The sequence below is a fragment of the Stenotrophomonas sp. Steno-Z10-BAI genome, from assembly GCF_056393115.1.
Genome location: NZ_JBWJOZ010000007.1, coordinates 147,376 through 165,315 on the forward strand (window position 1 = coordinate 147,376; position 17,940 = coordinate 165,315).

The following is a 17,940-nucleotide window of genomic DNA, read 5'->3' on the forward strand; positions in this document are numbered from 1 at the left end:
CTGGCGGTTGCCGATTCACAACTTTTGAACGTTTAGCCGCGCTCCGCTAGGATCAGACCGATGTTCTCCGTGACCCGCCACCGCCGCATTGCCGCCTTCGCCCTTCTGGCGACGGGCGCCGCTGCCTCCACCGGCAGTGCGTGGGCACAGATGCCGCCGCCGGAAGCGGCCCGTGCCGAGATGATGCGCACGGCCGAACGCGGTGGCCCGCAGGAGCGCTCGCTGTCCGATGCGGTGCGCCGTGTGCAGCGGACTACCGGTGGACACATCCTCGGCGCCGAGCGCGTGCCCTTCGATGGGCGCGATATCAACCGGGTGAAGTACATGGATGACCGCGGTCGCGTCCGCTATATGGACGATCCCGCGACATCCCGTTCACAGCCCCGCACGCCGCGCTCGGATATGTCATCACTACGCGGCGATAACCCCTGAACAGGGATAGTTGTCCGCAGTCATCTGCATTACCCACTGGCCCCATGGGGCCATACCCAGGACACTAGGGAGAGTTCATGCGTATCCTTCTGGTCGAAGACGAAGCCCCGCTGCGGGAAACACTGGCAGCCCGGCTCAAGCGCGAAGGCTTTGCCGTCGATGCTGCGCAGGACGGTGAGGAAGGTCTGTACATGGGCCGCGAAGTTCCGTTCGACGTCGGCATCATCGATCTGGGCCTGCCCAAGATGTCGGGCATGGAACTGATCAAGGCGCTGCGCGACGAGGGCAAGAAGTTCCCGGTGCTCATCCTGACCGCGCGTTCGAGCTGGCAGGACAAGGTCGAGGGCCTCAAGCAGGGCGCCGACGATTACCTCGTCAAGCCGTTCCACGTGGAAGAGCTGCTGGCCCGCGTCAATGCGCTGCTGCGCCGTGCCGCCGGCTGGAGCAAGCCGACGCTGGAGTGCGGCCCGGTCGCGCTGGATCTTGCCGCGCAGACGGTCAGCGTCAACGGCAGCAACGTGGATCTCACCAGCTACGAGTACAAAGTGCTCGAGTACCTGATGATGCATGCCGGTGAACTGGTCTCCAAGGCCGACCTCACCGAGCACATCTATCAGCAGGACTTCGACCGCGACTCGAACGTGCTGGAGGTCTTTATCGGCCGCCTGCGCAAGAAGCTCGATGCCGACGGCGAACTCAAGCCGATCGAAACCGTGCGCGGCCGCGGTTACCGCTTCGCCATTCCGCGCAACGAAGGCTGAGCTGCGGCTGGCGATAGATGATGTCCGGCCGTCTGTGGTTCTTTAAACGCTGGCGGCCGCGCTCACTGCAGGCGCGCCAGCTGTTGGCCGCCTCGGTGGGCCTGGTGGCCTTCCTGGCCCTGGCCGGCTACGCGCTGGACGCGGCCTTCGCCGATACCGCGAAGGCCAACCTGCGCGAGCGGCTGAAGAACTACGCCACGGCCTACGCGGCCGGCATCGACTTCACCCGCGACCGCTCGCTGTACATCCGCGAGCAGCCACCGGATCCGCGCTTTGACGTCCCGGGCAGCGGCCTTTATCTGCAGGTCGTGATGCCGGACGGCAAGGGCAACTCCATGTCTGCCGAAGGCCCGATGCTGCCCACCGTGGGCGGCGGCATGCTGGCCCCGCGCCAGGAAGTCTTCGAAGGCCCGTTGCCGATGATCCAGATCGATGGCAGCGAGGGCTCGGCCTACCGCTATGGCATGGGCCTGGTCTGGGATGCCGACGCCGACCCGGCCACCGAATTCCCGTACACGATCTACGTGCTGGAAGACTCGCGCGCGCTCGGCGCACAGCTGCGCGTGTTCCGCGGGCGCGTGTGGTTCTACCTCGGCGGCATCGGCCTGATCCTGCTGCTGCTGCAGACGGTCATTCTGCAGTGGAGCCTGCGCCCGATGCGGCGCGTGATCAACGAACTGACCAAGGTGCAGCGCGGTGAAACCGAGCGCATGAGCGAACGCCATCCGCGCGAGCTGGAGCCGCTGACCGACAGCATCAACGCCTTCATCGAAAGCGAGCGCGAGAACCTCGAACGCCAGCGCAACACCCTGGCCGATCTCGCGCACAGCCTGAAAACGCCGCTGGCGGTGCTGCGCACGCAGCTCGACAGCGGCGCGCGCGATGAGGATCTGCGCGAAGAATTCGACGTGCAGCTGCGGCGCATGAACAACCTGGTGTCCTACCAGCTGGCGCGCGCGGCTTCGTCCGGTCACAAGCTGTTCTCCGCCCCGTTGCCGATCGAGTCCAACGCCGAGGAAATCGTGCGGGGCCTGGAGAAGGTCTACGCCTCCAAGGGTGTGCTGTGCGAATTCGACATCGACCCGGCCGCGCGTTTCCACGGCGAGCCTGGCGATCTGCAGGAACTGCTCGGCAACCTGCTGGAGAACGCCTTCAAGTGGGCCAAGCGCCGTGTGCTGCTGACCGCGCATCCGTTGCCGGCCCCCGGTGCGCGACGCGCGGGGCTGGTGCTGTCGGTGGATGACGATGGCCCGGGCATCGCACCGGAAGACGTCGCCAAGGTGCTGCAGCGTGGTGTGCGTGGCGATGAGCGCGTGCAGGGCCACGGCATCGGCCTGTCGATCGTGCAGGACCTGATCAAGGATTACCGCGGCGAACTGCAGGTGAAGCGTTCGCCGGAATTGGGTGGCGCACGCTTTGAAGTGAAGTTGCCGCCGGGGCCGTAATGCGTCACCGCATCAGCGGTGACGGACCATAGAACCGCTGCAGATGCCCGGCGACCGCCGGCATCTCGCGCGCCAGCAGCGCCGGTGCGGAGAAGTGGTACTCGCTGACCACCGCGAAGAATTCTTCCGGCGCCTCGGACGCATACGGATCGATCAGCGTCTCGCGGCCCTGGTCCACCTCGGCGCAGAACGCATCATAGGCCTGCTGGAAATCCGCCGCCCACTGTTTCTGCCACGCCCGCGGCAACGGCGGCGTGCCGTCGATCGCCCCGTCCAGCGCATCGATCTTGTGCGCCATCTCATGCACCGCCACGCAGAACCCGGCTTCGGGGTCGGCGATGTCGGCCTGGATGTCGGCCCACGACAGAATCAGTGGACCGCTGTCCCACGATTCGCCGATCAACGCATCGTCCCATTCGTGCAGCACGCCGGCCGCATCCACCTGGCTGCGGTGCACGCGGAACGCGTTGGGATAGACGATCAGCTGCGACCAGCCACGCAGGCCGATCTCGCCCAGTTCCAGCAGCGGCAGGCAGCAGAGCGCGGCCAGCAACACGCCATCGGCGTTCTCCAGCTGCAGTTCGGCGGCGGGGCTGATGGTTTTCTCGTGCAGGAAGCGGGCAGCGAGGGCGCGCAGGCGTTCGCGGCGGGCAGCATCCAGATGCTGCAGCCAGGCGGCGCGGCGGCAGGTGGTGTCCCAAAGGGTAGGGTCGATCTCGCGTGGCGTGCGGCGCAGCCAGCCCAACAGTCGTTCGATCAGCGGAACATACCCGGCAGGAAGCTGTGCCACTTCGGTGCGCGCAGGCGCGGCAGCACGTCGTCATCGCCGCCGCCACCCGTGCTGGTACCGCTGCTGGCGCTGGGTTTGACCGTGGCCGGTGCCGCGGCGGCCGAGGCCGAGGCCGGCGCGCTGCGCTCGTTCTCCCCTGCCGAATAGACACACGCGCCGCGACCCGCCGTGGTGAGCGCATCGGAAGCATGCGCGGCCAGCGGGGCCATCAGGAGGAGCAGGCAATGGGCGAACGGGCGCATCGTCAACATCCAGCGGCGGGTCAAGTTCTCGATTCTAGCCCGATTCGGCCGGGGGATTGGAAGGCCCCCGGGCGGGCGCTGGCGGCGGCTTTCCCGCATACTTTTCCCGTTTACCCGATGGAAGCTGCCGTGGACGACCGCCAACTGCTGGCCAAACTGGGCGCCGGGCGCCTGTCCGGCGACGCGCTGGCGCGCGAACTGGGCCAGACCCGCGCCGCGATTTGGAAGCGGATTCAAGGACTTAGAGCCGCCGGGGTCGATATCGACGGCCGCGCCGGTGACGGTTACCAGTTGCAGCAGCCGCTGGATCTGCTGGACGCCGAGGCCATCCAGGCCGCGCTGCCGGCCGCCACCGGCGACCTGCTGACCTCCCTGCAGGTGGCGTGGTCGGTCGCGTCAACGAACAGTGAATTGCTGCGCTGCAGCGCGCCGGAGCGCGGGGCGATGGCCCTGCTTGCCGAGCGCCAGACCCGCGGCCGTGGCCGCCGTGGGCGGGCCTGGGCCTCGCCGCTGGCGGCGCATATCTACCTCTCGGTGCTGCGCGGGTTTGCCGGTGGCCTGTCGCGGCTGGGCGGGCTGAGCCTGGTCGCCGGGGTCGCCGTGGCCGAAGCACTGCGTGAGGCCGGCTATGCGGGCGTCGCCCTGAAATGGCCCAATGACCTTGTCGTCGACGGGCATAAGCTCGGCGGCCTGCTGATCGAAGGCGGCGGTGAATTCGCCGGCCCCGCACGCGCGGTGATCGGCCTGGGCGTCAACGTGCGCATGCCCGCTGCGTTCGCGGCGGAGATCACCCAGCCCTGGACCGATCTGGACACGTTGTCCGGCGCACAGACGTCGCGCAATGCGGTGGTCGCGCGCATCCTGGCCAGCCTGCTGCCGGCGCTGGATGCCTTCGAGCAGGACGGCCTGGGACCGTTCCTCGCGCGCTATGCCGCGCTGGACAGCCTGGCCGGGCGCGAGGTGCAGGTGGAAGAAGGCGGCGTGCTGTTTGCCGGCACGGCGCTGGGTCTGGCCGACGATGGGGCGCTGCGTGTGCGCATCGACGGCAGTGAACGGGTTTTCCATGCGGGCGAAGTCAGCGTGAGGGCGCAATGAGCGACTGGTTGTTTGATCTGGGCAATTCGCGCTTCAAGTTCGCGCCGCTGCAGGGCGTGCGCGCGGGCGACGTGCAGGCGTGGCCGCATGGTGCTGAAGCGATGCCGGCCGCGGCACTGGATGCGCTGCCGTCAGGCGACACCGCCTACGTTGCCAGCGTCGCCGCACCCTCGTTGACCGCCGCCATGCTGGATGTATTGCAGGCGCGCTTCCGCCAGGTCCGCGTGGCGCGTACTGAAGGCGAGTACGCCGGTGTGCGGATCGCCTATGCCGACCCCGCCCGCTTCGGCGTGGACCGTTATCTGGCGCTGTTGGCGGTGGCTGCACGTGGCCAGGCGGTGCTGATCGCCGGCGTCGGCACCGCGCTCACCATCGATCTGCTCGACGCCGAGGGCCAGCACCACGGCGGGCGCATCTCGGCCTCGCCGACCACCATGCGCGAAGCGCTGCACGCGCGTGCCGTGCAGTTGCCGGCGGCGGGCGGTGAGTACAGTGAGTTCGCCAACGACACCGCCGATGCGCTGGCCTCCGGCTGCGACGGGGCCGCGGTGGCGCTGATCGAACGCAGCCGCGTGCAGGGCGGCGAACGGCTCGGCGCGTTGCCACATCTGCTGGTGCACGGCGGCGGTGCGCCCGCGTTGCTGCCGCTGCTCGGCGATGCCGAATTCCAGCCGTCGCTGGTGCTGGATGGGCTGGCACGCTGGGCCGTGCATCAACCGCCATCGGCAGGCTAGGATCAGCCGATGCTTACCCGTGCCCTGATCGTCGTCCTGGTCATTCTCAACCTCGGTGTCGCGCTGTGGTGGCTGTTGCGTGGCGAACCGGCCAGCGCACCGCCGGCCTCGCCGGCCGGTGTGGCGCAGCTGGAAGTGCTGCCGAGCACGCAGGCGCCGACGACGTCTGTGGCTCCCCCGGATGCCACGCCAGCCCTGCAGGACGTGACGCCCGCCTCCGCGCCAGTGGCCCAGCCGCCGGTGCCCGTCTCCGTGCCGGCGACCGTCGTGGCTGACACGCCCGCGCCAAGGCCCGCCGCCAGCGTGCCGGCGCCCGCTCCGGTGGCCGATGCACCCGCACCGGCCGTCGCACCCGCACCCGTACCTGTCACCGCGACGCCCGCACCCGCACAGTGCGTGAGCCTGGGGCCGTTCGCCGACCGCGCTGCCGCCCAGGCCGCCCAGTCGCGCGCCGCCGGTGCCCTGCGTGGGGCCAAGCTGCGTGAGGTGGCCGATGCCGGTGCCACCCGTTACCGCGTGCTGCTGCCGCCTGCCGCCAGCCGGGAGGCGGCGCAGGCCATGGTCAAGCGCATCGTCGCAGCGGGCGTGAGCGACTACTACATCATTGCCCAGGGCGAGGACACCAACGCCATCGCGCTGGGCCAGTACCGCAATCGCGAAGGCGCGGATCGCCGCCTGGCGGCCCTGAGTGCGGCTGGTTTCAAGGCGACCATGGTCGCCAGCGGGGGCGATGGCAGCGCGCAGTGGTGGCTGGATGCGACCCTGGCCGAGGGCACCGACCCCGCCGTGGCCCGCCAGCGCAGCGGCGCGGCCCAGCACCGCTCGCTGGAATGCGCACGCTTGCGCTAGAATCCCGGCTCCGCGACGGGTCGTCCCGCTGCGATGCCCATGCCGGCATAGCTCAGTTGGTAGAGCAACCGCCTTGTAAGCGGTAGGTCCCCAGTTCGAATCCGGGTGCCGGCACCATTGATACCAGGTCGGTAACGACTGCTGCAGCGCCGCGAGTCGTATCACGCCGCGCTGGCTATGCTGGTCCTCTTTGCAACGGAGGCAACAGCGATGGCGATGTATTCCCCGGTTTCCCTGATTGGCGTGCCCACCGATATCGGGGCGGGTCACCGTGGCGCGGGTCTGGGACCGGACGCCCTGCGCATCGCCGGGCTGGGTGACGCGCTCACCGCGCGTGGCGTGGAGGTACGCGATCTTGGCAACCTGGCCGGTCCGCGCAATCCGTGGACGGCACCGGTGCAGGGCTACCGCCATCTTGACGAAGTCGTGGCCTGGAACCGCGCGCTGATGGACGCGACCTACGGCGAACTCCAGGCCGGGCGTATGCCGATCATGCTCGGCGGCGACCACTGCCTGGGCATCGGCTCGATCACCGCGGTCGCGCGCTGGTGCCGCGAGCAGGGCAAGGACCTGCGCGTGCTCTGGCTGGATGCGCATTCGGATTTCAACACCAGCGAGGTTACCCCGTCGGGCAACGTGCACGGCATGCCGGTGGCCTGCCTGTGCGGGCTCGGCCCGGACGCGCTGACCCGACTCGGCGGTGACGCACCGGCGATTCGCCCGCAGCAGGTGCACCAGATCGGCATCCGCTCGGTGGACCAGGAAGAGAAGCGCCTGATCAAGCAGCACCAGGTGGATGTCTATGACATGCGCTACATCGACGAAGCCGGCATGAAGCGCACGATGGAGGCTGCGCTGGCCGGCATCGATGCCAACACGCACCTGCACGTCAGCTTCGACGTGGATTTCCTGGACCCCAGCATTGCACCCGGCGTCGGCACCACGGTGCCTGGCGGGGTGAACTACCGCGAAGCGCAGCTGGTGATGGAGATGATCGCCGACACCGGACGCATGGGCTCGCTGGACATCGTCGAGCTGAATCCGCTGCTGGACAACCGCAATGCCACCGCGGAACTGGCGGTGGATCTGGTCGAAAGCCTGTTCGGAAAATCGACGCTGATGCGCGATTGAGAACTTCTGGCTGAACAGCGTTTTCCTGCATTCACATCCGCTGCACGCCTCTCCCGCCAGATTGCACGTCACGCGGCGCCGTGTGTTTCGACCCACGGCGCGGCAGGTCAGGAAGAGGAGTTGCGCTGGCGTGCTCATCTGACAGGCGGGACCGGATTCCGGTATTGAATTTGATCAACCAGGAGAACCCTATGAAGCGTGTTATCGCACTGATGCTGTTGTCGATGTTCTCGGTCGCCATGCTGTCCGGCTGCAACACCGTTGCTGGTGCTGGCAAGGACGTGCAGAAGGCCGGTGAAACGGTCGAAGGCGCTGCCAAGGGCAACTGATCCACGGATCAGGCGTCAACGGAAAAGGCCGGGGATTCCCGGCCTTTTTCATGTCCAACAATGACTGTGCAACGTGCGCGGTGGTGAATCCATTCAAGCTCGTGAGTGTGCGCTTCATCGCCGCTTGACCGCACGCCAACGCGGGCGGGCGCATTCTGATCCCACGGCGAGATGGCCGTTGCAATCGAGGAAGCGAACCCATGAACAAAGACATCATTTCCGGCAAGTGGACGCAGCTCAAGGGCAAGGCGCAGGCCAAGTGGGGCGACCTGACCGACGACGATTTCAAGGTGGCCGAAGGCAACGCCGAGTACCTCGCAGGCCGCCTGCAGGAACGTTATGGCTGGGCACGCGACCGTGCTGAAACCGAAGTCCGCGACTTCGAAGCGGCCATGCGCAAGGATTATCCGGATTACCACTGAGGGTGATCCGTGACGACGGCGCCGCCGTCGGGGTTGAAACCGGAACGGGCCGCGAGAGCGGCCCGTTCTTGTTGGGGTGCGTTGGCGATCAGCGGCGGCGATACAGCGGCGGATCGGGCACGTATTGGCCGGGGAAGGCCTGTGGCTCGTCACGCACTGGCGCGTTCACCCGCGCAATGATGCCGCGTGCCACCAGATTGCGTTCGCTGTCGTAGCGCACCTGCACCTGTTGCGCCGGATAAGCGGTATCGCGCTCGAACGCGGTGTTGCGCACCCGCGACTGCTCGCGCTGTCCATGCCCGGTGCCCAGTTGCGGTGCCGGCGCGGTGGTGGAACCGGTCACGCGGGCGCTCTCAATGGTAGACGACCGCGCCTGGGGGCGCGCCTTGGCATCGGCCGGGCCCGCCACGGCGGGGGCGGCTTCCCAGGACACGCTTCCGGCTTCGTGGAAGACCGCCACGCCGATCACGCCGATGTTGGCCGGGCGCCCGGTGCGGCCGGCGTAGCTGCGGTCCGGATCGGTGAACACGAACTGCGCGACTTCGTCGGCGGATTTGCGCCAGCCGTGGATATCGGTGGTCTGCCACGGGTTGAGCACGTAACCGGTCTGGTGGGGCGCGGCCACCTCGCCGCTGATGGCATTCAGACCATCCACCGAGAGCACCACCAGCACGCGCTCGGCGCTGCCGTTGCGCAGGCGCACGCTGTAACGGTGGCCCTGCTGCCCCGCGATCCAGCGCTGGCCGTCCTGGCGGTACTGGGTCAGGGCCTGGCCGCTGTCGCGGTCTATCACCGTCAGGTGGACCGGACCGGTGTCATGACGCAGCGGGAGCGCCGGTTTGAAGCCGCACAGGGCCAACACGGCAAGCATGGGCAGGATCAGGTCTTTCATGGGAAGGCTCCGCAGGGCAGGTGCAGGATCAAACGGACGGCGTCGGCCAACGGGGTCGAGCGCAGGCAGGTAAACTGGGGCGGTTCACTTGTCAGCACTGATTCCCCCATGACGACCCGCGTTCTTACCGGCATCACCCCCTCCGGCACGCCCCACCTGGGCAACTATGTCGGCGCCATCCGCCCGGCGATCACCGCCAGCCAGGCCTCGGATATCGAGAGCTTCTTCTTCCTGGCCGACCTGCACAGCCTGATCAAGGCGCAGGAGCCCGAGCGCACCCAGCGCTCCACGCTGGAGATCGCGGCAAGCTGGCTGGCGTGCGGGCTGGATCCGGACAAGGTGTGGTTCTACCGGCAGAGCGACATCCCGGAAACCACCGAGCTGATGTGGTTCCTGACCGTCATCGCCAGCAAGGGCATCCTCAACCGCGCGCACGCCTACAAGGCCGCCGTGGACAAGAACCGCGAGGAGCAGCTGGATGACGACGCCGGGGTCAGCGCGGGGTTGTTCATGTACCCGGTGCTGATGGCCGCCGACATCCTGATCTTCAAGGCCAACCGGGTGCCGGTCGGCCGCGACCAGATCCAGCACATCGAGATGGCGCGCGATTTCGCGCAGCGCTTCAACCATGTCTACGGCCAGGCGTTCTTCCCGCTGCCGGAGGTGGTGATCGATGAGCAGGTCGCCACGCTGGCGGGCCTTGACGGCCGCAAGATGAGCAAGAGCTACCACAACACCATTCCGCTGTTCGCCCCGCGCGCGGAGCTGAAGAAGCTGGTGTCCTCGATCCTCACCGATTCGCGCGCACCCGGCGAGCCCAAGAGCACCGAAGGCTCGGCGCTGTTCCAGATGTACCAGGCGTTCGCCACCCCGGAGCAGACCGCGGCGTTCGCGCAGGCCTTCGCCGAGGGCATCAGCTGGGGCGATGCCAAACAGCAGCTGTTCGAGCGCATCGACAGCGAGATCGCCCCGCTGCGCGAGCGCTATGACGCGCTGATGGCCGAGCCGGAAAAAATCGAGGCGCTGCTGCGTCGTCGTGGCCAGCAGCTGCGCGAGCAGTTCGCCGTGCCGTTGCTCAAGGAGCTGCGTCATGCGGTCGGCCTGCGCGATCTCTCCAACGCCGGTGACGTGCCCAGTGAAGAAAGCGGAGCCGCACGCGCTGCACCGCCGCTGTTCAAGCAGTACCGCGAACAGGATGGCCGTTTTTACTTCAAGCTGCAGGCCAGTGATGGCACGCTGCTGATCCAGAGCGAGGGCTTCGATTCGCCGCGTGACGCCGGCCAGCTGATCGGCGTGCTCAAGCAGACCGAACATGGCGACGGCCTGCAGAGTGAGCTGTTCAAGCTCGAGGCCGAAGTGGACGTGGTGCTGGCCGCCTTGCAGGCGCTGCGCGAGTAACGCCAGCGGCGGGCCGGCAACCGGGCTGTGGCATGATGCCCCTGCACGCCGCAGGGGCGTGTTCCTGCACGGGAGACTGCGATGGCCTGGTTGTCGTTGTTGTTGTTCCTGCCCTGGTTCGTGTTGTTGGGCACGCTGTACTGGCTGTTTCCGCGCCAGCCGCGTGGCACCGCGCGCCGCCTGTTCGATGGTGCCGCGCTGGTGCTGGCCTTCGTGCTGAGCATCCTGGCGATGCTGTGGGGCCATCACATCGGCGTGGTCCAGAACGATGCCGGACCGATCTGGCGACAGGTGCTGGCGGTGCTCTATGCCTACGGTGCGTTCCTGGCGGTGATGGTGGCCGCGGTGCTGCTGCGTGGGCCACTGCTGAGCGCGACTGCGACCAAAGCCGCATCGAAGCCGCTGCACTGATGGACGTAAGATGGAGGCGTTTCGTGCCAGGGATGTGTTGATGCACTCCGAGCCCAGCATTCATACGATCGACACCGCGTTCCAGCGCGATGATTTCGACGCCGCCTACCTGATCGTCGAGAATGGCCGGGCGGCCTTCATCGATTGCGGTACCGGCCTGGCCGTGCCGGCGATGCTCGCCGCGTTGGCGCGCGCCGGCTGCACGCCCGAGCAGGTCGAGTGGCTGATCCTCACCCACGTGCACCTGGATCATGCCGGCGGCGCAGGCCTGCTGATGCAGCAGCTGCCCAACGCCACACTGGTGGTGCATCCGCGCGGTGCGCCGCACATGATCGACCCGGCCCGCCTGATCGCCGGTGCCACCGAGGTCTATGGCGAAGCGGAGATCGCGCGCAGCTATGGGCCGATCCTGGCGGTGGCTGCCGACCGGGTGGTGATTGCCGAGGATGGCCACACCGTGGATCTGGCCGGCCGCCCGCTGCTGTGCGTGGATACGCCCGGGCACGCGCGTCATCACCTGTGCGTGTGGGATGTGCGCAGCCGCAGCTGGTTCACCGGCGATACCTTCGGGCTGTCCTACCGCGAGCTGGACAGCGTGCAGGGAGCCTTCATCGTGCCGACATCATCGCCGGTGCAGTTCGATCCCGAGCCGCTGAAGCAGTCGATCGCGAAGATGCTGGCCTACGACCCACAGGCCATGTACCTGACCCACTACGGGCGCGTGGCGCCGCCCCGGAAACTGGCGGCGGATCTTGTCGAGCAGATCGATGCGATGGTCGAGATCGGTCGCCAATGCGATGGTCGGCCGGATCGGCATCGCTGCCTGGTCGCGGCGCTGACCGCGCTGTACCTGGAACGCGCGCAGGCGCATGGCTGCCCGCTCGATGATGAGGCGGTGACCCGGGTGCTGGCTATGGACATCGAACTCAACGCGCAGGGCCTGGCCTGCTGGCTGGATCGCGATCGGCGCTAGTGCACGGTCACGGAGGTGTCACGTTACACTCCGGTGTCCTGTTTTCCGTCCTGGTGTCTGCCGTGAATCCGATGCGCATGCTGCTGCTGTCGTCCTGCCTGTTCGTGGGCGGCCTGGCCCACGCCGCCAATGACCTGCCTGGTGGCGGTATCGATCCACAGGCCCTGTCGCGGCATGTCCGCATCCTGGCCTCGGACGCGTTCGAAGGCCGCGCGCCGGCCACGCCGGGGGAAGAGCGCACGGTCCAGTACCTGATCGAGGAATTCAAGACGTACGGCCTGCAGCCCGGCGGCGTCGATGGCAGCTGGGTGCAGCCGGTGCCGATGGTGCGTGCGCAGGTCGATGGCCCGGTGCGCGCGCAGCTGCGCCAGAAGGGCAAGCAGCGCGCCCTGGCCAATGGCGAGGACGTGACCCTGCAGAGCCTGCGTCCGCAGGATGCGGTGGCGATCAAGAACGCCCCGCTGGTGTTCGTGGGCTACGGCATCGATGCACCCGAACGCCACTGGAACGATTACAAGGACGTCGATCTGCACGGCAAGATCGCCGTGGTGCTGATCAATGACGCCGATTTCGAGGCCGACCAGCCGGGCGCGTTCGATGGCAAGGCCGTGACCTACTACGGCCGCTGGACGTACAAATTCGAAGAAGCCGCCCGCCGCGGTGCGCAGGGCGTGCTGATCGTGCACGAGACCGCGCCGGCCGCGTATGGCTGGGCCACGGTGAAGAGCTCGGGCACCTCGCCGCTGTTCGATATCGAACGCACCCGCGAGCAGGCGCTGGCCCAGCACGTGCCGGTGCGCGGCTGGATGCAGCGCAGCCTGGCCGAGCAGTTGTTCCGCGACGCGGGCCTGGATTTCGAGGCCGAGAAGCGCCGCGCGATGACCCCGGCCTTCAAGCCGGTTGCGCTGGGCGATGCGCAGCTCTCGGTGGACTTCAAGCTCAAGCGCGAGCAGGTGATCACCCGCAACGTGGTGGCCAAGCTGCCGGGCGGCGCACATGCCGATGAAGCGGTGATCTTCTCCGCGCATTGGGATGCCTTCGGTATCGGCCAGCCCGATGCCAAGGGTGACCGCATCCGTCGCGGTGCGATCGACAACGCCACCGGCGTGGCCACCGTGCTGGAGCTGGGCCGTGTCTTCGCCGCCGGCCCGCAGCCGCAGCGCACGCTGTACTTCGTGGCGCTGACCGCCGAAGAGAAAGGCCTGCTTGGCGCCAGCTACTACGCCGCGCACCCGCTGGCCCCGCTGGACAAGACCGCCGCCGTGTTGAACATCGAGATGTTCAGCCCGGATGGCCCGACCCGCGACATCGCCTCATGGGGCAAGGGCCGGGTCTCGCTGGAAGGGGACCTGGAGCGTGTGGCCAAGGCCCGTGGCCGGACCTATTCGCCGGATCCGAACCTGGAAGCGGGCTTCTTCTACCGCGCCGACCACTTCGCCTTCGCCCGCCTCGGCGTGCCGGCGATCACCATCGGCCCGGGGCTGGACATGCGTGAGGGCGGGATCGAGAAGGGCCGTGAACTGCGTGATGCCTACTTCGCTGCCTGCTATCACCAGGCCTGCGATGCATGGACCCCGAGCTGGGATCCGAGCGGCCACGCCGCCGATACCCTGCTGGTCTACGACCTGGGCGCAGAGCTGGCCAACAGCCGTCGCTGGCCGCAGTGGGAAGAAGGGTCCGAGTTCCGCGCCGAGCGCGAGAAGAGTGAATCGGCGCGCCGTTGAGGCGACCGTCGGCGGCGCTCAGCGCCGCCGCAACAGGCGCCAGGCGCCCCAGCCGCTGGCCGCGAGCGCGGCCAGGTAACAGGCGATCATCCAGCCGAACTGCGTCGGCTGGGTGTCGGCACTGGCGGCATGCCGGCCGAAACGCAGCTGCAGCGCGCTGTGACCGCTGCCGAGGTCGGCCGCCAGCTGCAGTGCCAGGGCGCCCATCACCGCCAGCAGCGCCAGGCCGAAACCGATCCGCGGCCAGCGGGCCTGCGCCGATGGCCGCCCCAGCACCCACGCCACGGTCGTGCCGGCGGCGAGCAGGGCAGCCCCCCATAACAATGCAGCGCCCGCAGGGGCGCTGATTGCATGAGCCGCGGTGCTGGCCTGGGCGAACCCCGGGACCAGCATCGCGAGCATCCCCCCACCCCGCGCGATCGCGGGGTGGGGGGTGCGGCGGTTACTTGCGCGTGCCATCAAGCCAGTTCGGGCCCTTGTTGGTCAGGAAGAACATATAGACCACCAGCGATACGGCGATGATCGCCGTGACGTACACCGCGAACATGCCGACCTGGCCGGTTTTCAGCGCGCCCTGGTACAGCAGCGGCGCGGTACCACCGAACAGCGAGTTGGCCATCGCATACCCAAAGCCCACGCCCAGTGCGCGCACATGGGTCGGGAACAGTTCGGCTTTGACCACTGCGTTGATGGAGGTGTAACCGGTCAGGATCACGAAGCCGATGCCCAGCACCAGGAAAGCCATGAACGGATCGTGCTGGTTGGGCAGTTCAGTGATCAGGTACCAGCTGTACAGCACACCGCCGATGCCGAAGAACACCAGCAGGCTCTTGCGCCCGACCATGTCCGACAGCCAGCCGCCGATCGGCTGCAGCACCATCAGGAAGGTCAGCACGCCCAGGTTGATCATCGTCCCGGTCATGACGTCATCGCCCGCGAATGCGCTCTGGATCATCTTCGGCCCATTGACCGAATAGGTATAGAACGCGACGGTGCCGCCGGCGGTGATCAGGAAGCACAGCAGCAGCGGACGCCACTGGTTGACGAACAGCTCACGCATCGAGCCGGAGGCCTTGGCGCGGCCATCGCGTGCGGCCTCGATGGAATCGGATTGCAGCGATTCGTCCATGCTGCGGCGCAGCCAGAACACCACGATCGCCGCGACACCGCCGATGCCGAACGCCACGCGCCAGCCCCAGGCGGAGATCTCCGGCTTGTCCCAGAAGGTCAGCATGCCCAGCAGGGTCAGCTGCGCCAGCACGTGGCCACCGACCAGCGTGACGTAGTGGAACGAGGACAGGAAGCCGCGGCGGCCGGGAAGGGCGGCCTCGGACATGTACGTCGCACTGGTGCCGTATTCACCCCCGGTCGCGAAGCCCTGCAGCAGGCGCGCGAACAGCAGGATGACTGCCGCCCAGATCCCGATCTGCGAGGCGGTCGGGGTGATCGCGATCAGGAACGAACAGGCGGCCATCATCGTGACCGACACCGTCAGCGCCAGCCTGCGGCCGTAGCGGTCGGCGAAGCGGCCGAAGTACCACGCGCCGATCGGGCGCATCAGGAAGGTGGCGGCGAAGATCGCCCACACGTACATCGTGGAGTTCTTGTCGGCGGCCGAGAAGAACTGGGATTCGAAGTAGACCGCGAAGACCGAGTAGACGTAGACGTCATACCACTCGACCAGATTGCCGGCCGAGCCTTTGAGGGTATTGGAGATGGAACGCCGCAGGGCGGCCCGGTCAGAAGGTGCCGCGGTGGCGGGGACGGATGTACTCATACAGGGTAGGGGGTCCTGGCGGGGAAGCGTTGATTGCTCTTGTTACCTTACCGCACGTCAAAAACGGGTGCGTGTCAGGCATCACGATGCGGCCCGGTGAAATCAGCGTGCCAGCACAATGGGTGCCGCGCCATCGGCAACGGCCTAGAATTCGTGTTCCCCCGCACCGTGGTGGCCCATGGCCGTCCTACCCGAATCCCCGTCGGCCGCTCCCCGCAGCGGCCTGGTCGTCCTGGCGCTGCTGCTGGTGTACGTGGTCTGGGGGTCCACCTATCTCGGGATCCGGCTGGCGCTGGAGGGCGGCGCGCTGCCGCTGACGATGGTTTCCGGGGGCCGGTTCATCATCGCCGGTTCGCTGATGTACGTCGTGCTGCGGTGGCGTGGCTCGCCTGCCCCGACCAAGCGCCAGTGGCGCAACCTGGCGATCATGGGCCTGACCATGCTGGTGCTGGGCAATGGCATGGTGGTACTGGCCGAGCGCACGGTGTCCTCGGGCCTGGCCGCGACCGCGGTGGCCTCGGTGCCGCTGTGGATGGCCCTGTTCGGCGCGATGCGCGGGCAGAACGCCAGCCGTGGCGAGTGGCTGGGCATCGCGATCGGCTTCCTCGGCGTCGTCTGGCTCAACGCCGGCAGCAGCCTGACCGCTACGCCGCAGGGCCTGATCCTGCTGCTGATCGCCCCGATCGGCTGGGCCTTCGGCTCGATCTGGGCGCGCGGCCTGGATCTGCCCAGCCCGTTCATGACCGCCGCCGGGCAGATGCTCTGCGGTGGCGCGATGCTGATCGTGCTCGGCCTGCTCAGTGGCGAACGTCCGACTACCTTGCCCAGCATGAATGGGCTGCTGGCGGTGGCCTACCTGTGCATGTTCGGTTCGATCGTCGCCTTCACCGCCTACGTGTGGCTGCTGCACAACGTGCGCCCGGCGCTGGTGGCCAGCTACGCCTACGTCAATCCGGTGATCGCGGTGATCCTGGGCGTGATCATCGGCAACGAGCATTTTGGCGGCCGCGACTTCCTCGCGATGGCGGTGATCCTGGCCGGCGTGGTGGTGCTGACCCTGGCCCGGACGCGCGCGAAGTGAGCCTGCCCGCCCACCACAGCCTGCAGGAACAACGCCGCGGGCTCGCGATCACTGCCTTCACCTTCACCCTGTGGGGCCTGGTGCCGGTCTACTGGCACCTGCTCAAGGCCGTGCCGTCGCAGCAGATCATCGCGCACCGCATCATCTGGAGCACGGTGCTGGTGGTGGCCTGGCTGCTGCTGAGCAACGGATTGGGCTGGTGGAAGGCCATTGCCGCGCAGCCGCGCGCGCTGCCGACGCTGGCACTGAGCAGCGTGGCGATCGCGTTCAACTGGGGCCTGTACATCTGGGCGATCAACGCCGGGCACGTGATCGAGACCAGCCTGGGATATTTCATCAACCCGCTGGTCAGCGTGGTGCTCGGCGTCGTGGTGCTGAAAGAGCGCCTGCGCCGCCTGCAGTGGCTCGCGGTGGGCTGCGCGGCCCTCGGGGTGGCATGGCTGACCCTCGATGCGGGAACGCCGCCCTGGATCGCGCTGGGGCTGGCCTGTTCGTTCGGCCTGTACGGACTGCTGCGCAAGATGATTTCGGTGGACCCGGTGGCCGGGCTCGGCGTGGAGAGTCTGTATCTGTTCCTGCCGGCGATCGGGTTCGCGCTATGGAGCGAGAATGGGCACGGGGGCGCTTTCTTCAGCGGCTGGGGCTGGCGCAACGATGCGCTGTTGATCTTCGGTGGTGCGGTGACGGCGCTGCCGTTGATCGGGTTTGCGTATGGGGTGAAGCGGATTCCGTTGTCGCTGGTGGGGATTCTGCAGTACATCGCGCCGAGTATCGGGTTGTTGTTGGGCGTGTTCTTTTTCCGCGAGCCATTCGATACGGCCAAGGCGGTGGGTTTCGCGGCGATCTGGACCGGGCTGCTGCTGTTCATCGGCGACGGTGTGTGGCGGTCGCGGGTGGGTGGTGCGTTGAGGCGCTGAAGGCTAAGAAGCTTGAGAGCTTGAGAGCTTGAGAGCTTGAGAGCGGGAGCCTTGGTTTGCCGGGCTGCTTGGCCAGGCGGGGTGTGGGTGGGTGCGCGGGACCCGCCGTGAACCCATCCATGGGGGCTCATATGCCGCCATCCATGGCGGCATATGGTCCCGCACACCCACCCACACCCCGCCTCCGACAGTGGGCTGGTGGCCAAGGTCAAAGCGACGGGCGGCTCGGCACTTCGGCGCCATTGCTGCTGCGCCAAGCGTATTGACCCGGTGGAAGCAACGACGGTCGAAGCGTGGACATGACAGAGCGCAGCCACGACAGAGCGTAGCCACGCCCGTCGAGCGAACTGGCGCGGAGTCTGTGAGGCAGAGCAAAGCAACGCTGAGCCGATCAAGCTGGGCGGATCAACGCCGAGCAGATCAAGAGCCGAGCAGATCAAGAGCCGACGCCGCGGTGCCGCTTTTCCGTTGCGCACCAGCCCATTGTCAAAGGGTGGGCACGGGTGGGTTGGCGGGACCATATGCCGCCATGGATGG

Annotated in this window: 20 protein-coding genes and 1 tRNA gene; 16 read left to right on the plus strand and 5 right to left on the minus strand. The window is 67.5% G+C overall.

Features of this window, described 5'->3' with window-relative positions; translation table 11 throughout:
• Positions 1-60: 60 nt before the first annotated feature.
• The 3 genes from AC06E9_RS16540 to AC06E9_RS16550 all read left to right on the plus strand — a co-directional run bounded on the left by AC06E9_RS16540 (position 61) and on the right by AC06E9_RS16550 (position 2,638).
• Positions 61-432, plus strand: a complete 372-nt coding sequence (locus AC06E9_RS16540) for a hypothetical protein (protein WP_121044243.1) — start codon at positions 61-63, stop codon at positions 430-432.
• Between the two features lie 77 nt (positions 433-509).
• Complete coding sequence (locus AC06E9_RS16545; protein ID WP_019185514.1) at positions 510-1,193, plus strand: response regulator transcription factor; 684 nt, start codon at positions 510-512, stop codon at positions 1,191-1,193.
• A 20-nt stretch (positions 1,194-1,213) separates the two neighbouring features.
• Complete coding sequence (locus AC06E9_RS16550) at positions 1,214-2,638, plus strand: ATP-binding protein (RefSeq protein ID WP_121044240.1); 1,425 nt, start codon at positions 1,214-1,216, stop codon at positions 2,636-2,638.
• A 4-nt stretch (positions 2,639-2,642) separates the two neighbouring features.
• On the opposite strand, the gene AC06E9_RS16555 is transcribed toward AC06E9_RS16550, so the two are convergent.
• Both AC06E9_RS16555 and AC06E9_RS16560 read right to left on the minus strand, forming a co-directional pair.
• Positions 2,643-3,428: a M90 family metallopeptidase gene (locus AC06E9_RS16555; RefSeq protein ID WP_478050218.1), complete on the minus strand. Its 786-nt coding sequence runs from the start codon at positions 3,426-3,428 to the stop codon at positions 2,643-2,645.
• The gene (locus AC06E9_RS16560; protein ID WP_121044234.1) at positions 3,395-3,670 is read right to left on the minus strand and encodes a hypothetical protein; all 276 of its coding nucleotides are present in this window, start codon (positions 3,668-3,670) and stop codon (positions 3,395-3,397) included. Before AC06E9_RS16560 ends, AC06E9_RS16555 begins: the two co-directional genes overlap by 34 nt.
• A 129-nt stretch (positions 3,671-3,799) precedes the next feature.
• Here AC06E9_RS16560 and birA point away from each other — a divergent pair, with 129 nt between their 5' ends.
• The 7 genes from birA (at position 3,800) to AC06E9_RS16595 (ending at position 8,230) form a co-directional block, all read left to right on the plus strand.
• Positions 3,800-4,765 (plus strand): bifunctional biotin--[acetyl-CoA-carboxylase] ligase/biotin operon repressor BirA, encoded by a 966-nt coding sequence (birA, locus tag AC06E9_RS16565; RefSeq protein ID WP_282263008.1) that lies wholly within the window; start codon positions 3,800-3,802, stop codon positions 4,763-4,765.
• Positions 4,762-5,499 carry a type III pantothenate kinase gene (locus AC06E9_RS16570; RefSeq protein ID WP_121044231.1) on the plus strand — a complete coding sequence of 246 codons (738 nt, stop codon included), beginning with the start codon at positions 4,762-4,764 and terminating at the stop codon, positions 5,497-5,499. Before birA ends, AC06E9_RS16570 begins: the two co-directional genes overlap by 4 nt.
• A 9-nt stretch (positions 5,500-5,508) precedes the next feature.
• Positions 5,509-6,348 (plus strand): SPOR domain-containing protein, encoded by an 840-nt coding sequence (locus AC06E9_RS16575; protein ID WP_478056463.1) that lies wholly within the window; start codon positions 5,509-5,511, stop codon positions 6,346-6,348.
• 41 nt (positions 6,349-6,389) lie between these two features.
• Positions 6,390-6,465, plus strand: a tRNA-Thr gene (locus AC06E9_RS16580).
• A 93-nt stretch (positions 6,466-6,558) separates the two neighbouring features.
• On the plus strand, positions 6,559-7,479 hold the full coding sequence (gene rocF, locus AC06E9_RS16585) for an arginase (RefSeq protein ID WP_121044225.1): 921 nt from the start codon (positions 6,559-6,561) through the stop codon (positions 7,477-7,479).
• Between the two features lie 191 nt (positions 7,480-7,670).
• Positions 7,671-7,808 carry an entericidin A/B family lipoprotein gene (locus AC06E9_RS16590; RefSeq protein WP_019185522.1) on the plus strand — a complete coding sequence of 46 codons (138 nt, stop codon included), beginning with the start codon at positions 7,671-7,673 and terminating at the stop codon, positions 7,806-7,808.
• 200 nt (positions 7,809-8,008) lie between these two features.
• A complete protein-coding gene (locus AC06E9_RS16595; protein WP_019185523.1) occupies positions 8,009-8,230 on the plus strand; it encodes a CsbD family protein in 222 nt (73 codons plus the stop codon).
• Positions 8,231-8,318: 88 nt separating this feature from the next.
• Here AC06E9_RS16595 and AC06E9_RS16600 read toward each other — a convergent pair whose 3' ends face one another.
• Positions 8,319-9,122 (minus strand): hypothetical protein, encoded by an 804-nt coding sequence (locus AC06E9_RS16600; RefSeq protein ID WP_478056464.1) that lies wholly within the window; start codon positions 9,120-9,122, stop codon positions 8,319-8,321.
• Positions 9,123-9,230: 108 nt separating this feature from the next.
• On the opposite strand from AC06E9_RS16600, the gene AC06E9_RS16605 reads away from it, so the two are divergent.
• The 4 genes from AC06E9_RS16605 to AC06E9_RS16620 all read left to right on the plus strand — a co-directional run bounded on the left by AC06E9_RS16605 (position 9,231) and on the right by AC06E9_RS16620 (position 13,628).
• Positions 9,231-10,520 (plus strand): tryptophan--tRNA ligase, encoded by a 1,290-nt coding sequence (locus AC06E9_RS16605; protein WP_478056465.1) that lies wholly within the window; start codon positions 9,231-9,233, stop codon positions 10,518-10,520.
• 81 nt (positions 10,521-10,601) lie between these two features.
• Entirely contained in the window at positions 10,602-10,931 is a 330-nt protein-coding gene (locus tag AC06E9_RS16610; RefSeq protein ID WP_121044217.1) for a hypothetical protein, read from the plus strand.
• 40 nt (positions 10,932-10,971) lie between these two features.
• Positions 10,972-11,904 (plus strand): MBL fold metallo-hydrolase, encoded by a 933-nt coding sequence (locus AC06E9_RS16615; RefSeq protein ID WP_121044214.1) that lies wholly within the window; start codon positions 10,972-10,974, stop codon positions 11,902-11,904.
• A gap of 71 nt (positions 11,905-11,975) precedes the next feature.
• Positions 11,976-13,628, plus strand: a complete 1,653-nt coding sequence (locus AC06E9_RS16620; RefSeq protein ID WP_461770938.1) for a M28 family metallopeptidase — start codon at positions 11,976-11,978, stop codon at positions 13,626-13,628.
• A gap of 18 nt (positions 13,629-13,646) precedes the next feature.
• Here the strand turns inward: AC06E9_RS16620 and AC06E9_RS16625 are convergent, their stop codons facing one another.
• Positions 13,647-14,030 (minus strand): hypothetical protein, encoded by a 384-nt coding sequence (locus tag AC06E9_RS16625; RefSeq protein WP_478050222.1) that lies wholly within the window; start codon positions 14,028-14,030, stop codon positions 13,647-13,649.
• A 40-nt stretch (positions 14,031-14,070) separates the two neighbouring features.
• A complete protein-coding gene (locus AC06E9_RS16630; protein ID WP_461770751.1) occupies positions 14,071-15,405 on the minus strand; it encodes an MFS transporter in 1,335 nt (444 codons plus the stop codon).
• 178 nt (positions 15,406-15,583) lie between these two features.
• Here AC06E9_RS16630 and yedA point away from each other — a divergent pair, with 178 nt between their 5' ends.
• Together yedA and rarD are read left to right on the plus strand one after the other, a co-directional pair.
• Positions 15,584-16,486, plus strand: a complete 903-nt coding sequence (yedA, locus tag AC06E9_RS16635) for a drug/metabolite exporter YedA (protein WP_478050223.1) — start codon at positions 15,584-15,586, stop codon at positions 16,484-16,486.
• On the plus strand, positions 16,483-17,403 hold the full coding sequence (rarD, locus tag AC06E9_RS16640) for an EamA family transporter RarD (protein WP_121044202.1): 921 nt from the start codon (positions 16,483-16,485) through the stop codon (positions 17,401-17,403). Before yedA ends, rarD begins: the two co-directional genes overlap by 4 nt.
• Positions 17,404-17,940: the final 537 nt, after the last annotated feature.

Excerpts from the sequence above, each read along its gene's own strand:
- AC06E9_RS16540 (WP_121044243.1), top strand. The coding sequence starts at position 61 with ATGTTCTCCGTGACCCGCCACCGCCGCATTGCCGCCTTCGCCCTTCTG.
- AC06E9_RS16570 (WP_121044231.1), top strand. The coding sequence starts at position 4,762 with ATGAGCGACTGGTTGTTTGATCTGGGCAATTCGCGCTTCAAGTTCGCG.
- rocF (WP_121044225.1), top strand. The coding sequence starts at position 6,559 with ATGGCGATGTATTCCCCGGTTTCCCTGATTGGCGTGCCCACCGATATC.
- AC06E9_RS16620 (WP_461770938.1), top strand. The coding sequence starts at position 11,976 with ATGCGCATGCTGCTGCTGTCGTCCTGCCTGTTCGTGGGCGGCCTGGCC.
- AC06E9_RS16630 (WP_461770751.1), bottom strand. The coding sequence starts at position 15,405 with ATGAGTACATCCGTCCCCGCCACCGCGGCACCTTCTGACCGGGCCGCC.
- AC06E9_RS16545 (WP_019185514.1), top strand. The coding sequence starts at position 510 with ATGCGTATCCTTCTGGTCGAAGACGAAGCCCCGCTGCGGGAAACACTG.
- AC06E9_RS16550 (WP_121044240.1), top strand. The coding sequence starts at position 1,214 with ATGTCCGGCCGTCTGTGGTTCTTTAAACGCTGGCGGCCGCGCTCACTG.
- AC06E9_RS16560 (WP_121044234.1), bottom strand. The coding sequence starts at position 3,670 with ATGCGCCCGTTCGCCCATTGCCTGCTCCTCCTGATGGCCCCGCTGGCC.
- yedA (WP_478050223.1), top strand. The coding sequence starts at position 15,584 with ATGGCCGTCCTACCCGAATCCCCGTCGGCCGCTCCCCGCAGCGGCCTG.
- AC06E9_RS16595 (WP_019185523.1), top strand. The coding sequence starts at position 8,009 with ATGAACAAAGACATCATTTCCGGCAAGTGGACGCAGCTCAAGGGCAAG.
- AC06E9_RS16610 (WP_121044217.1), top strand. The coding sequence starts at position 10,602 with ATGGCCTGGTTGTCGTTGTTGTTGTTCCTGCCCTGGTTCGTGTTGTTG.
- AC06E9_RS16590 (WP_019185522.1), top strand. The coding sequence starts at position 7,671 with ATGAAGCGTGTTATCGCACTGATGCTGTTGTCGATGTTCTCGGTCGCC.
- AC06E9_RS16605 (WP_478056465.1), top strand. The coding sequence starts at position 9,231 with ATGACGACCCGCGTTCTTACCGGCATCACCCCCTCCGGCACGCCCCAC.
- AC06E9_RS16625 (WP_478050222.1), bottom strand. The coding sequence starts at position 14,030 with ATGCTCGCGATGCTGGTCCCGGGGTTCGCCCAGGCCAGCACCGCGGCT.
- AC06E9_RS16575 (WP_478056463.1), top strand. The coding sequence starts at position 5,509 with ATGCTTACCCGTGCCCTGATCGTCGTCCTGGTCATTCTCAACCTCGGT.
- AC06E9_RS16600 (WP_478056464.1), bottom strand. The coding sequence starts at position 9,122 with ATGAAAGACCTGATCCTGCCCATGCTTGCCGTGTTGGCCCTGTGCGGC.
- AC06E9_RS16615 (WP_121044214.1), top strand. The coding sequence starts at position 10,972 with ATGCACTCCGAGCCCAGCATTCATACGATCGACACCGCGTTCCAGCGC.